Raw genomic sequence first — 13966 nt, forward strand, 5'->3', positions numbered from 1 at the left:
GATTCAGCACACCATACAAGCAGTACAAGTTGATTAGCACAAGTTTAAGACTTTCCGCACCATTTCTGCGCTTAACACCAGCGAAGAAGATAAAAATTTTGTACTGGGATAAGTGCTGCGCAGCTCTAACGGCATAAGGTTCACCAAAAGCTCTTATTAAGATTTGAACTCACCTCAAATGGGGAGTTAACATCACGTAATACTTCGCATCAAAATCACCTGATCATCAAAAATGAAACCTAAAATCAATCATCCGTGGGCCCTAACTGAGTTAGAAGCTCAAAAGCTACAACAAGAACTAGCGGCCAAAGTAATAAAAGAAGATCAGTTTGATGAAATAAAACTTATCGCTGGTGTTGATGTAGCCTATTCCTCCGGCAGCGAGCAATTAATGGCCGCAGTAGTCATATTGGAAGCTAGCACGCTGGAGCCTATCGAAACGGCGACAGCCAAAGCTCATGCCCAGTACCCTTACATTCCAGGCTTATTTTCGTTCAGAGAACTTCCTCCTCTTATAAACGCACTGGAGAAGTTATGTCATACACCTGACTTAATTTTCTGCGACGGACAAGGTTACGCGCATCCTCGTCGATTCGGCTTAGCTTGCCACCTAGGAGTATTGTTTGATGTGCCGACTATCGGATGTAGTAAAAGTCGATTAATAGGGGAATATCCTCAACCCGATATTCCTAGAGGTGCGAGAGCACCTCTAGTTGACACTACAACTGGAGAGGTGATTGGGAGCGCATTGAGAACTCAGTCCGGAATCAAACCAATTTTTGTTTCGATAGGACATCGCATTTCATTAATGTCTGCGTGTGAATGGACGTTGCAACTCTCACCAAAATATCGCCTACCTGAAACAATTCGGCAAGCTGATCATGCTGTACGAACCGCGTTAAAAGAAAGCTTTTAAACTCCTTTTTTTAACGTTCTCATTCTTATTAAAACGCGGTGCATAGGAGACCCCTCCTCTATAGCTCTTTCTACAATTAGAACCCCATCGCTAGACCATTCTTGAAACTTAAGCTCTATACCATGTTCGCGAATACACACTGATTTTATTTTGCCGTCTTCGTACCACTCAGTGGTTTTGGACGGGGCCACGCCTCGCTCAGCAACCCACTCTTTTTTTAATTGCCCATTTTCATACCATTCACGACACAGGCCGAGAGGGAATCCGTCAACGTAAGTAACTTCCCTTCTAAGTTTCCCATTTGGAAATTCAGCATATCCAACACCAGTGAATGGTTTGCCATTCAAAACTAGTGTGTCATCCTCATAGACTAAGCAGTATTCTTCGCGCATCGTCTTTATATCGTGCATAACCGCCTCGCTAGGATATAAATCATATGAAGCGAGCATATGGACCACGCTTAATGGCTCACAGAATTTTTAGATTCCTCAAATTCTGCATTTACTAATTTAGCAACTCGATATCACTCGCAAAATATTGACGAGAACTCAACTTTCCATCAATTTTTAAGGAGTAGATAATTTCCTTCTTATTGAAATGCCAAGCTAGATTTTCAATCACTGCCTCTTTACCTTTTGCTGATCCCGTCAGCACTTTAACCCTTCCTCCAATGTCCGTGATTGGCCCGGAAACTTCTTGGAACAAATCCGGTTTAACGCGTATATGCAACGTCTTATAGTTTAATTTAAGGTAATCACCGCACCTGCCAACACATTTAAATACACAAGAAGTCGGCAAATACCGGTTGGCTAAAGACACATCCTCATCAAAGATATGGTGAAGACCATGCTCGGGGTGCCAAGGGAATACACCCCATATCTTCGAGATCACAGTACTTGAATTTGACATATTCACCCCGAGAAAGGCAGAAAGCCCTGAAAATCTCTATGGAATACATTCTCTGGAAGAGATCCTCTGAAGACGTCTTCCGCTACGCTCAACGAACTTGCATCTGGCTTGAAGTGGCCTGAAACGTTGTCGACACTGTAGATTTTCCCTCCTCTAATATCGATCATACCAGCTGCTAGTACCTGTGGATTTTGGCCTCCGACCAATGTCGGATGAGGCATATGCAATGTCATTCCAGTCAAAGCATCCTTTCCTCTTGTTCCAAAAATAATTTCTCCATTTTGATCGATTACATACATAAATTGCCCATTGGTCGTTTTACCTCCCACCTTTCCTGAACTCGTAATCGCTGACGCAAGATTTTGCGCTGTTGGATTCTTAACATAACTTCCGTCAACCAAAACCCCCTTGGCAATATCCGTGTCGGTTAAATCAGAATCGACGGAGTAGCTTTTTTTACCAGACAGCCCCAACGAATCGACCCAGCCAGTGGGATCTACAACATAAGCGTAGGATTTTAAGCCTCCCCTTAGCCCAATCGGATCCTGACGAACATATTGTCCCGCATCCGGATCGTAATATCGGAACCGGTTGTAATAGAGCCCCGTTTCTTCATCTTCATACTGCCCCGGCCAGCGGAACGGGCAGGTCTGCCGCTCGCCTTCGAGATTACGCAAATCTCCCCAAACAGTTATATCCGCGGACCAAATTTTATTACCTGCGTCGTCGAACATCGCCACGGGCGTGCCGAGATAATCGGTGACTATGGGGTAATAGCGTCCATCAACCATTTTACCCATGGGGGCAAATGATTCGGGATCGAATAACCAGGTTGCAGGATTTTTTTCATCGCCATGCGGAACCACCGGCGGCGCTTGCGATTGCAGCGGTTGCAAGGCGATTTGTCGCTGATCTGCAGCAATTTCGGCTTCTGCGGATTTATTGGGCCTGATTAATTTAAGTGGCGTTACGACTTGGACAGACTCAACCCATTCGTGTAAGGGATTATTGCCGTCCCAAACCCAGCGGGTGATTTTGCCATTGAAGGTTTTGCTGATTCGTCGGCCCAATGGGTCATACTCGAAGGTAACCTCTTTGCCATCCGGACGAATAACCTTGCGCAATGAGCCAGTGGCATTCCATTCGTATCGCCAGACTTTGTCATTAGGCTCAATTTTGCTGATTAAATTGCCTTCGGCATCGTAGTGATAACGCGTTGTGCCATTTTTATCGTGTTTGGCGAGCAACTGTCCTGCAGGTCCATATTCCCGATCTTTTTTCGCTTCGGTGCGGAACAGATTGCCCACCGCATCCGGCATGCGCAGGTCAAAATGATTTTGCCCGTATTGCGCTGCTGCGAGATTGCCTAAGGCATCGTGATGGAAAATGGTTTCGCGCCCCAACGCATCGATAATTTTGCTAAGTCGATCGTCCAAACCCCAGACGTAAGTTTTGCTGGAATACGTTTTTTGTCCGCCGATTATATCCTGTTGAATAGGTCGACCAAGTCTATCCCGCCGCCAGCGCGATTGAATACCACCAGGCATAGTGCGCTGCAGTTCGACCCCGATATCATCGCGGGCAAATTGAGTAATAAACTGTTCCGGCCGCTCTAACGTTCCACAAAAAACCTGGGTAACTTGGCCGTCGCTATTACGCGTAATTTTCTGCTCGAAACCGAACGACGAAGAAACTCGTGTGCGGTAACCCAGCGCATCGTATTCCGAAGCCACCCAATACTGATCACGAACTTCTTTCAGAATATTACCGACTAAGTCACGCTCAAATTCCAATTGAGTAACGGCATTTTTGGCTTTAATTAATACGCCATCGGCACGATATTCGTATTTCTCTCTTTCACCGTTGAAATGGACAATTTCTGTGATGCGTCCAGCCGCATCGTAACCAAATGTCGAATAACGGCCGTCCGGTCGTTGCACTCTTCTAATCTGGCCTAAGGCGTCGCGCAAATAACTACGGGTAAGACCATCAAAACCGTATTCGGCTATAACTCTTCCCAGCGGATTAAGCTCGAATTTATAGACTTTGCCATGCTCATTGATAATGGCTTTGAGTTGATCTTCCGTATCGTATTCGAATTTAACCGTGGTACCCGCCTGGCTACGTGATACCATGCGGCCCAACCCCTGGTACTCAAACTGAACGTCGTAGTGTTTATCCTGTGCGCGAATAATGTTGTCGTCAGGATCGTACTGCAAACGGCGCACATTGCCGTCTGGCTCATTAATCTGAGTCACTCGCCCAAGCAGATCGTGCTGAAATATTCGCTTGTTGCCGCGAGGATCAGTAATAGTGACAAGCCGACCCAGACTGTCGTACTCCCAAGTTACTTCCGTCCCTTTTTGATCCACTATGCTGCACAGATTGAAGTGCTGGTCGTAGTGGAGAAAATATTGGTTTTGGTTGGCGTCAGCAACCGAAATAAGCGTCGTATCGTCGTAACCATAAGACGTTTTATTGCCCAACGGATCGACTTCTTCAATCAAACGGTTGTGATTGTTGTACCTATATTCCCACTTGCCACCTACGGCGTCCTCCGTTTGTACCAAGTTATGGTTTTGGTCATACACCATACTGATGGTCGCACCATCAGTATTGATAATCTTTGTTATGTTGCCGTATTCATCGTATTCGTATTTCTTTTTGAAACCCAACGCATTAATTTCACATACGGGCTGGTAGTAGTCGTTGTACTCAATCCGTGTAACGTTTTTGAGCGGATCGATAATTTTATGCGGCAGGACGAGGTTGTGATGGTACTCGGTGACATGCCCCAGGGAATCCTGCACCCAGGTGATATTGCGCTCGAGATCGTAAGTAAGCTTGCGATAATAAAGTCCACCATCACCCCAGGTTTCAACGCAGCGGGCGTTGTGGTCATCGCCATCGAAGCGGAAAAAGAAATTCAGGCCGTTGCGCCAGGTTTCTTTGACCAGCAGATGGTTTTGATATTCGTATTTCCAGGGTTGTTGCATCGCATCGTCTACCTGCACCAATTCGCCATCGCGATAGTGATATTCCAGAGCGCATACCCACTCCTCAACCCTATGGGTATCGGGATGTGGCAAAAAGATTTTGTGCAGGCGATTATCCGCATTGTATTCCAAACGAATAAAGCGGCCGCCGCTATCAATAATCTGGCGTAGGCGATTTTTGCCGTCGTATTCAAATTGGATTTTTACGCCTGTGGATTTTTGCGCGATAAATTTAAGTCTATGCCGCCTTTCTTGAACGTTGCTGATTTCAAAGCGGTAACGCAAACCGCCGATCGTATCCAATGCGTAACCGCGCGCATCCCGGATCAGCGTCAATCGTTCATTGCGCTCAAAACAGCTTTCACCCATTTGTGGACGGGGAAATGCGACGGGCCTACCGTCGGTCATACGCACGGCGACGACTTTGTCATCTTCCATTAATTCCAAGTCGTAACTGTGATGCCAACCGTGACCGAGGGGGCCGTCATATATAGAAGTGCTGTACCAAATACGCTGCCATTTCAGCGGAATTGGCCCCGGCAATTCAAAATCCAGCGCTTTGGTAAATAATTTGCCGGAAGGTATATCGACCGGATGCCCCGTGACAAAACAGATGGCATCGCTGATTTTGTTACGGATATTGGTTGGCACTTTCAAATTCGCACAAAGATTGTCAGCGCGGCCCCGCAATGCGGCGGACAGGTCTGCAAATTTTTGGCTATTTTTTTGAAATGTTCGGAATGCGGAAAGCGCTGGCCCCAAAAAAGCAAAAGCCGCCCCCAGCAAACTGATGGTTGGTGGACCACCGACAAGAACAGGTCGCCCCAATGGAATGCCCAGCACAATACTGAGAGGCAACACCATGCCAAATGTGCACCTGGGTTTATCAGGCCGCAGCGGTGCCATTGTGCCGACTTCCTGGCAGCTCAAAACAGGCAGCGCGGTATAACTTAAGGGTTCACCATCGGCGCAAACCAGGGTGCTGCCCATAAAAATTTCGTCTTCATTCATCGGTGGCTTGATGAATGGCCCACCCATAGGAATATGCGGAATTGCTTTACCCATGGTGCCTGCTTGACCGCGCGGTAAGGGGCCGACAAACACAGTCGCACCCAAAATCGGAATGTAATCTATGGGGTCAATGATCATGCCGATATGCGGATGCGGCATGGGTGTGGGCACACCTGTTGGGAGTGTCACTATATGAATATCGATCCCCATTACCGGGTCGAAATGTTTGATGACGGGCATCATTTGGTGACGGCCTCCACTTGCTCCAACCATTCCTCGCCAAGAAGTCGGTCGAATGCATTTTTGACTTCTGACTTCACTTGGCTATTGGGACTTATGCGCAACATTGCGTGCCCGACAAACGCCAGTGTCGATTGTTTACGTTCTTCGTCTGCCATTTCGCGACCAACAGCAAATGCCTGACTGGCGTACTGCCAGGCCATATCCTTTTGTTTGTGGTGTTCCATGCTGAGCGATGCCATGCGCCAACCTTCCAGGCGTATCCAGGCATCTTTTAATTCTTCGGCTTTTTTCGCCGCGCTGACAAAGGCTTGCGCCGCATGCTCAAAATAATTCGCCATAAAATAGGCAGTGCCTTCGAATAACATGGCCTGCATTAATAATTTGTCACAGCCGGGTGTCTGTTGTTCGGTTCCGCGCGTCGCTATCTGTTGTGCCTGCCGATAATCTTTGATGGCTTGATCGAACATTTTAAAGTTCAACCAGCCAGCCGCACGGGTCATCAAAACCGTTGTCCACATATCAAGCCATTGATTTTTTTCTGCTATGGCAAGTGCGGCTACGGATGCTTGCTCTACCTTCTTTTTATTTTGCTCAGTAATGGCGTTGTTCAAATCCAGCAGGTGTACGCGAAAATGCCCGCTGTCCGAGCCGTCGTTGGCCTGCTCGGCTATAGCGCGCGCAGCGCCGTTAAAATCCAGCGGCGGGGTCTGGCTGAGTGCCACATCAGAATTATCCGCAAAAGTTTCGGCCAAAAAGGGTTTTTCCGCTTTGTCCAAAACCAGCAGCTTGAGTTTGGGATCCCACTCGCGGTAGTCGCGGCGGATTTTGCAAGCAAGCGCCCACCACCGTGCATATTCCTGCGGCTTTTTGACTGCGGTAGGACTGATGACCAGGGTCAGAAATTCGAAGTTTTTGCCAAATAAGCGCAGAATTTCTCCACATACAATAAAAAGTGCATGAAAGCCACTTTGCGCTTCATTCAGGTTGATTTTCTTCCAATCGTCCAGAAGTTCTTCATACTCTTGTGCAAGCCCCTCCTCCATCAATCTATTCAGCTCGGTTGCAAGGTCGCCCGCATAAGAATTAATTTCGACAAATTCGTTGGTTAATTGAATAAACCATTCGCCGTTTTTTTGATCGAAGCGCTCTTTGATTTGGACGAAGGTATTTGCCAGAGCAATATCGGTAGCTTTGATCATCCAATGTAAAATAGCATGATCACCGGCAGTAAATTCCTGCCAGTGTTGCGCCAATTTTTCCACTTCCTTTTGAATCGCGTTTTCCTGAGCCATGCGTACTCCTCAGGCTTAATTCAGGTTGACTTTGGGACCTTGTACTGACACGCCTGACATGTCGATGGTGACCGAACTTGTACCGACGGATAACTTGATTTCCGCCGGCGTAAGCGTGATAACCGACGCACCTACCGCCAGTGTAATTTCGGTTTCACCAACCTGAGTGATTTTCATTGCTCCGAGCGACGCATCAGTAGTAATCCCCACCGTTTGTGACATGGCGAAGATTTCCTGCTTGCCGCCAACCTGAACCATTTGATTGGAACCCACCACAGTTTCCTGATCCGCACCAACCGAAATGGTTTGCTTGCTTGCGACGGAAACTTCCTGTTTTGCGCCTATAGCAACTGTGTCATTACCGCCAACCGTAAACGTAGTATTGCCGTTGACGGTCGCATCTTTATTTCCCACTACCGTCACTGTGGCATTACCTTGCACGGTGCTGTCTTCATTGCCGTCAACGGTTGCAGTGCGATTGCCGTTGACGGTAAAGCTGTCGTTACCTTGCGTGGTATGGGTGGAATTGCCTTGCACCGTAGTGGTGGAATTTCCGTCCACTTTGCCAGTGTGATCATTGAGAACGTGGGTATTCGAATTATTCCCCACTTTCATGTCGTAATCTTTCTGCGCGTTGACGCGGAAGCCTTCCGAGCCTTTGGTGTCGTCAATCACCATCTCGTTATAACTGCCGCCGTCGCCTTTAACAGAGCGGGATTTCATACCCATCATGCTCTTGCCTTCCGGTAAAGGATAAGGCGGCATATGAGCACTGTTGTAAAGGCTGCCGATCACCAGAGGTTGATCGGGATCACCGTTGACGAAAGTTACGATCACTTCCTGACCGACACGCGGAATGGTCACCGAGCCCCATTTATTACCGGCCCAAGGTGTCGACACACGCACCCAACAGGAACTGGTTTCGTCCTTGGCACCATAACGGTCCCAGTGAAACTGAATTTTGATGCGGCCGTATTTATCGGTGTAAATCTCATCCCCTGCTTTACCGACCACCACAGCAGTTTGCACACCATCGATGCGCGGTCGCGGCGTGACCATCGCCGGACGGAAAGTGGTACTCGCCGGAATGCAGACAAAATGGTTGGTATATGGCGGCTCGTCATTTTCGCTTTTCAGGTAGCTCGGGTCATAAGCCGAGTGGCGAATTTCGGTAATGACGTAGGTGTTGCCGTGATCGGCCTCATTTTCATCGGATTTGAGAGTAAATTTTTTGCCGACTTCCAGCGTATTGACGTTACTGGCGGCGGTTATACGCTCGTAGTTCATTTCCTCTTGCTGCATACGCAGCTTGGTCAACACCCTTCCCTGTTCGTTTTCGCGATAGCTGCCAGGAAACTCAAAGCGCGCAAAATTCGCGTTGTTTTTGAGCTTGATGGTAGTCGGGGTTTCCGTCAGTAGCGATTGGTTGAATTTTTCAAAGTTGAAATCGGTTTGTGCGTAGGCGCCGGAGCAATACTGATAAAGATGCTGCCACTGGCGAATATAGTGTTTTTGCCGAACACCCGAGCTGTGTTCAATCAGTCGGGGCGACAAGTCGGTGTAATGGGAGGCGTCGTCGGAAAAATGCATGATGCATTTGTCTTCTTGATGCTCAAAGAAGTAATAGATTCCTTCATGTTCAAGCAGGCGACTAATGAAGTCCAAATCCGACTCGTTGTATTGCACACAGTATTCGATTTTTGGATGCTGCTCGATCAGCGCAAACACGTAATCGGAAAAGCCGAGCTCATTAAAGATAAACTCGACGATTTCCTGCACAGTCTGGTTTTGAAACACCCGGCAATCCGTGCGCTTGCCCAAAAACCAGAACCACGGCACTACTTCGGCTTTATAAGAGTAGAGACCTCTCTTTTCTAAACCGGAATATTGGAAACTTTTAACGAAGCCACTGAAAACGCGCTTGGACTCTCCCTCGGGCTCAATCGTAATGCCGATTTTGTCGCCCACAATATCCTGCGGTTTTATGGCACCGTTATGCGAGAGTAAATCCAGCTCAAGATGAAACAAGCGGGATATGCCTTCCACACCACTGAAACGCCGCAACAACAATGCGTTGGTGCCCAAATTGGATTGGACACGGAGATGACGGGTTTCCTGGGTAAAAAATTTGGCAGGGGTAAAATCTATAGCCACGATAAGCTCCCCGAAGTAGAGAATAAAGCCGTGAGTGATTCCTGCGATCAAGGGACGCGCGAATCTGCGGATTATAGAGAGGAAGCGCAGGAGAAGTTGTGAAGTATTACACGGGCGCGTCCGATGAAGTAAGCCGTTGCTTAATCAACACACTTTTTGACGACACTCGCTTCACCTGAATAAACCGCGTTTCTTCTGTAGAAAACTACGATATAAGGTGAAAACTTTGATTAAATTCTTTGATCATGCTGTTTTGGAGTCTTGATGGACGTTTTGACCCACGCTGTTCTCGGAGCCCTGAGTGCATCAGCCCTGCGCGCAAAAAGTCCGCGCTATCGCACGGCCGCAATCGGTGCCATCTCTGCGCTTTTGCCCGACCTGGATGTATTTATTCGCAGCGCGGAAGATCCTCTATTGGTGCTGGAATACCACCGCCATTTCAGCCATTCACTTTTGTTCGCTCCGTTGGGCGCCGTTTTGGCCACATTTTTGTTATGGCCGTTATGGCGCAACCACTTCACTCGGTTACGTGCTTACAGCATTTCATTAACGGGTTATATAAGCGCCTGCTTGCTCGACGCCTGCACCAGCTATGGCACCTATCTACTTTGGCCACTGCCATTTGAGGCGGTGGCACTCAGCATAGTGGCTGTCATCGACCCTGCATTTACGCTAGTCCTTGCCATTGCGCTGATATTCTCTTTGGCGAGAAAGCCCGCGGCCGTGTACGGCATATTCGCCGGCATACTCTATCTTGTTGCGTTTGGTGGTCTACAGCATAAGCGCGCCCACCAAACTGCGAAAAATTGGGCTACCGAACGCCAGATGATGGATGCTCGAATCGAAGTCAAACCGACGCTAGCCAACTTGCTGTTGTGGCGCACTCTGGTAGTTCATCAGAATCAGATATACGCGAATGCAGTTTTCCTACCGCCCTTTGGCGAAGCCATGTGGTATGAGGGAGCTAGCCGCGCCTTGTTCGATCCGAACACTTATCCAAAAGAATCGCGGGCTTATAAGGATTTGCAACGCTTTTATCATTTGACCAATGGCATGCTGATAGCGGATCCGGACAACCCACAACGCATTGGCGATGGACGTTATGCCATGCTGCCTCATTCCCTTGTCCCGCTTTGGGGAATTGAAATCAACATTTCCAAGCCTGACGAGACACCAAAATTTTTTACTCAGCGCGACAACAGCCCGATGGTGCGCAATACTTTCCTGCAAATGCTGTTTGGGCGCCCGCTGTAGCAACGTCCAATGACCCTCTTCGAGACACTTATGTATGACCTGGGCTACGCATGTTCGAACTGAACATAGCGCAAATTTTCGGATTATTGAGTTTTACACTGGGAATTCTGTGTTTTTACCAGCGCGATGACCGCAAGCTCAAAATCATGATGCTGCTACTGCAGCTCAACAACGTGCTGCACTACGGCTTGCTTGGTGCCTGGACAGCTAGTCTCAGCTCACTTCTGTCCGTCGCCCGCACGGGATTGGCGATTCGCACCAAGTCGCGCCGGCTGGCTTATCTTTTTATGCTGCTGAGTATTATTTTGGGGATCTGGGTGGGGGACCACTGGACGGATATGTTTGCGATCCTCGGCTCCTGCATGGGAACCTACGCCGTTTTTTGTTTAAGTGGCATCCGCATGCGCCTGGCATTTTTGCTCGGGGCAGTTTTTTGGTTGACCAACAATATTATTGTCGGCTCTCTGGGAGGAACACTGCTGGAATCGACATTAATCATTGTCAATTTAAATACCATCTATCGCCTTTACCGCCAGAGACAAAAAACGCCCGCTTAAGTGGCGTTTTCGTGACAACAGTCAAGAAATTACCCATCAATAAAATTGCCAACTCTGTTGGCAGCACTGTTATTGCAGGTTCCAATACACAATCACCCCATGTAAATCCATGAATACCGGCGAAAAATGCGCATATCCACTGGTTCGGCATTCAATGCGCTCGCTATAATGACGCATTTATTCTTATTGCAGCTTCAATAAACCCACTTGGCAGCGGACGGGCTTATGTTTTTACACATCGTGGTATCTATCAATAACAGCGAACTGCACCGGTATAACTTTACAGAAACCGAGATTCTGATCGGTCGATCCTCCGAATGTGACGTCCTGTTGGACAACGCCGGCATTTCCCGTACCCACGCAAAAATTTTGCGGCAAGGAAACGAGGTAAAGCTGATCGATTTGAACAGCGGCAACGGCACCTTCCTAAATGGCCAGTCGATTCAAGAGGCGACCGTGACTAGCGACGACACTATCGGCATCGGCAAATTCGCATTGACGGTTAAATTGAGCGAAGAAGCTCTGCCGGATTCGGAACCACCACCCTCAGCCGAACCCCCTCCGGTTACGACCAGCACCGTGTTTTTGCGGCCAGATGAAACCCGCAAAATCCTGCAACAAACACAAACACCAAAAGCCCAGGCGACAACCCAACCTACACGGCCAAGTCAAGCGGAATCTGGCAACTCAAATAGTCTCTGGATTTTTGCCGCTGGCGCTGTAGTTGGGCTTCTTTTCGGATGGCTTTTTTGGGGATAAGAAAGTATTTGAAATAGTGGTAAACCGCGCTGATGTTCAGCGCGGTACGCTCATGTGTGAAAAGTGCTTCGCGTAATCTTCCCAATTGATTCCGGGAAATTCCGGTCGACCAAAGTAGTATCCCTGCAATAGGTCGCAACCGACTTCTTTCGCCAATTTCAACTGAACATCTGTTTCCACACCTTCGGCAATAATTTCCAGATCCAAGCTGTGGCCCAAGGCGGTAATCGCCTCAATCACTTTGCGATTGCGATCCTTATTCACATCCGCGAGAAAAAAGTTGCGGTCGATTTTTAAGGTATCCAAAGGAAAACTGGTCAGGTACGCCATGGAACTATAACCTGTTCCAAAATCGTCGACGGCAATGCGCAAGCCCGCATCATGCAAGCCTTGCAACACGCGGACGCTTTTATCCGGGAAGCGCATCAAGGTCGATTCAGTAATTTCCAACTCGATTTTTTGCGGATCTACCTGATGGCGCTGCAAGGCGCTGAGAACACAATTGGAAATCGCCGAGTGATAGCAGTAATTGGCTGGGATATTCAAACACAAATCTGGATTGATCGATTCACTGCGCCATTTTCTTAGCTGGGCAAATGCCGTATTAAAAAGCCACTCATGAAACGGTTCGGTCAAATTTAACCGATCGATCATTTCCATTAATTCCAGCGCATTCACGGTGTAATCCGAACGCGGCCAGCGACTTAAGACTTCGAGACGTTTTAATTCAAAAGAATCTGCCGTCACAATCGGCTGATAAACCAGCGAAAGTTCGCCGCGCATTATGGCTCGTGGCAATTCGGTTTCCAACACATGTTGGCGATTCCACTGGTGACGATGCTGCTCGGAAAAGGCCACAAAATTGGCAATACCTTCCTGCTTTGCTCTGCGCAACGCCTGATCTGCCTGCTTAATTAATTCTTCTGCGTTTTTAGCAGTGTCGGGATAAGTGGAAATTCCGATGGACACGCCTACCTGTACCACATGTCCGCTGAGTTCAAACGGTGCTTCCAGGGCTTTCAATAATTTATCTGCAACTTTCCGCCCGGTGTTTTTGTCGACATTTTCCAGCAAAATCAAAAATTCATCACTGCCAACTCGCGCAGGGCTATCGGTGTTGCGGCAATGATTGCGAATTCTTTCTGCTACGGCCTGCAATAACTCATCACCGACGGTATGACCATAGGTTTCGTTGACCGGTTTAAAATGATCTATATCGAGATGCAGTAACGCACAGCGCTGTTTGTAACGATCACAGCGTTTAAGCGCCTGCTCCAGGCGGTTCATCAATAAATTGCGATTCAATAAACCGGTCAAGGAGTCGTAGTGAGCGAGATGTTTTACTTGCTTATAGAGATCGCTCGCCCGCATCGCATTCCAAATCGCACTGTAAAGTCGCGTCGGCGTAATGTTGTCGCGAATCAAACAATCCTGGGCGCCGTGGTGCAACATATCAACGGCGAGGTCTTCACATTCAGGGTCGGTCACGACTATAACGGACAGCACATCCGCCGGATAATCGTGGCGAATTAATTGGAGCAATGCCAAGCCTTCATTGCGTGTAACGCCAGCGCCAATCAGGCAACAAATGGGTTCCTCTTCACGAATCCGCAATAATGCTTCTGCAATATTGTCGGCTTCGACAATTCGTGGAAATTCGTCGCGATATTTCCCCAATTGTTCTACTAATGCTCTGCGTTCGTCCGCCACATCATCAATAATAAGGATCGGCTTGGACTGTTTCAGACTTACCACAACTACTGCTCCAGTGCGTGAAAAAGGCCTAACCCCTTACTCATGCAAGGGCTCGCAACCGTATGCTGCGCGGCGCTGACTACTTATAGAGCATAGTTGAGGCTGAATGCCTCGCAACTG

The 13966-nt window shown here is 48.1% G+C and carries 10 protein-coding genes; 4 read left to right on the forward strand and 6 right to left on the reverse strand.

Features of this window, described 5'->3' with window-relative positions:
• The first annotated feature begins 232 nt into the window (after nt 1–232).
• Nucleotides 233–916 (forward strand): deoxyribonuclease V, encoded by a 684-nt coding sequence (gene nfi, locus DWB84_RS10665; protein WP_187409780.1) that lies wholly within the window; start codon nt 233–235, stop codon nt 914–916.
• On the opposite strand, the gene DWB84_RS10670 is transcribed toward nfi, so the two are convergent.
• The 5 genes from DWB84_RS10670 to DWB84_RS10690 all read right to left on the reverse strand — a co-directional run bounded on the left by DWB84_RS10670 (nt 913) and on the right by DWB84_RS10690 (nt 9521).
• Nucleotides 913–1326, reverse strand: a complete 414-nt coding sequence (locus tag DWB84_RS10670; RefSeq protein WP_187409781.1) for a toxin-antitoxin system YwqK family antitoxin — start codon at nt 1324–1326, stop codon at nt 913–915. The genes nfi and DWB84_RS10670 overlap by 4 nt on opposite strands.
• 94 nt (nt 1327–1420) lie before the next feature.
• Entirely contained in the window at nt 1421–1825 is a 405-nt protein-coding gene (locus tag DWB84_RS10675) for a hypothetical protein (RefSeq protein ID WP_187409782.1), read from the reverse strand.
• 2 nt (nt 1826–1827) lie between these two features.
• Nucleotides 1828–6075, reverse strand: coding sequence for an RHS repeat-associated core domain-containing protein (locus DWB84_RS10680; protein WP_187409783.1), 4248 nt, complete (start codon nt 6073–6075; stop codon nt 1828–1830).
• Entirely contained in the window at nt 6072–7367 is a 1296-nt protein-coding gene (locus DWB84_RS10685) for a hypothetical protein (RefSeq protein WP_187409784.1), read from the reverse strand. The genes DWB84_RS10680 and DWB84_RS10685 overlap by 4 nt, the downstream gene beginning before the upstream one ends.
• Nucleotides 7368–7382: 15 nt before the next feature.
• A complete protein-coding gene (locus DWB84_RS10690; RefSeq protein ID WP_187409785.1) occupies nt 7383–9521 on the reverse strand; it encodes a type VI secretion system tip protein VgrG in 2139 nt (712 codons plus the stop codon).
• A gap of 264 nt (nt 9522–9785) precedes the next feature.
• Here DWB84_RS10690 and DWB84_RS10695 point away from each other — a divergent pair, with 264 nt between their 5' ends.
• The 3 genes from DWB84_RS10695 to DWB84_RS10705 all read left to right on the forward strand — a co-directional run bounded on the left by DWB84_RS10695 (nt 9786) and on the right by DWB84_RS10705 (nt 12091).
• On the forward strand, nt 9786–10775 hold the full coding sequence (locus DWB84_RS10695; RefSeq protein ID WP_187409786.1) for a metal-dependent hydrolase: 990 nt from the start codon (nt 9786–9788) through the stop codon (nt 10773–10775).
• Nucleotides 10776–10825: 50 nt separating this feature from the next.
• Nucleotides 10826–11332, forward strand: a complete 507-nt coding sequence (locus tag DWB84_RS10700) for a YgjV family protein (RefSeq protein WP_187409787.1) — start codon at nt 10826–10828, stop codon at nt 11330–11332.
• Between the two features lie 225 nt (nt 11333–11557).
• A complete protein-coding gene (locus DWB84_RS10705) occupies nt 11558–12091 on the forward strand; it encodes an FHA domain-containing protein (protein ID WP_187409788.1) in 534 nt (177 codons plus the stop codon).
• A 36-nt stretch (nt 12092–12127) separates the two neighbouring features.
• On the opposite strand, the gene DWB84_RS10710 is transcribed toward DWB84_RS10705, so the two are convergent.
• On the reverse strand, nt 12128–13846 hold the full coding sequence (locus DWB84_RS10710; RefSeq protein ID WP_187409789.1) for an EAL domain-containing protein: 1719 nt from the start codon (nt 13844–13846) through the stop codon (nt 12128–12130).
• Nucleotides 13847–13966: the final 120 nt, after the last annotated feature.

Origin of the sequence: Saccharophagus sp. K07, from assembly GCF_014336955.1 — a bacterium.
Classification (GTDB): Bacteria; Pseudomonadota; Gammaproteobacteria; order Pseudomonadales; family Cellvibrionaceae; genus UBA5868.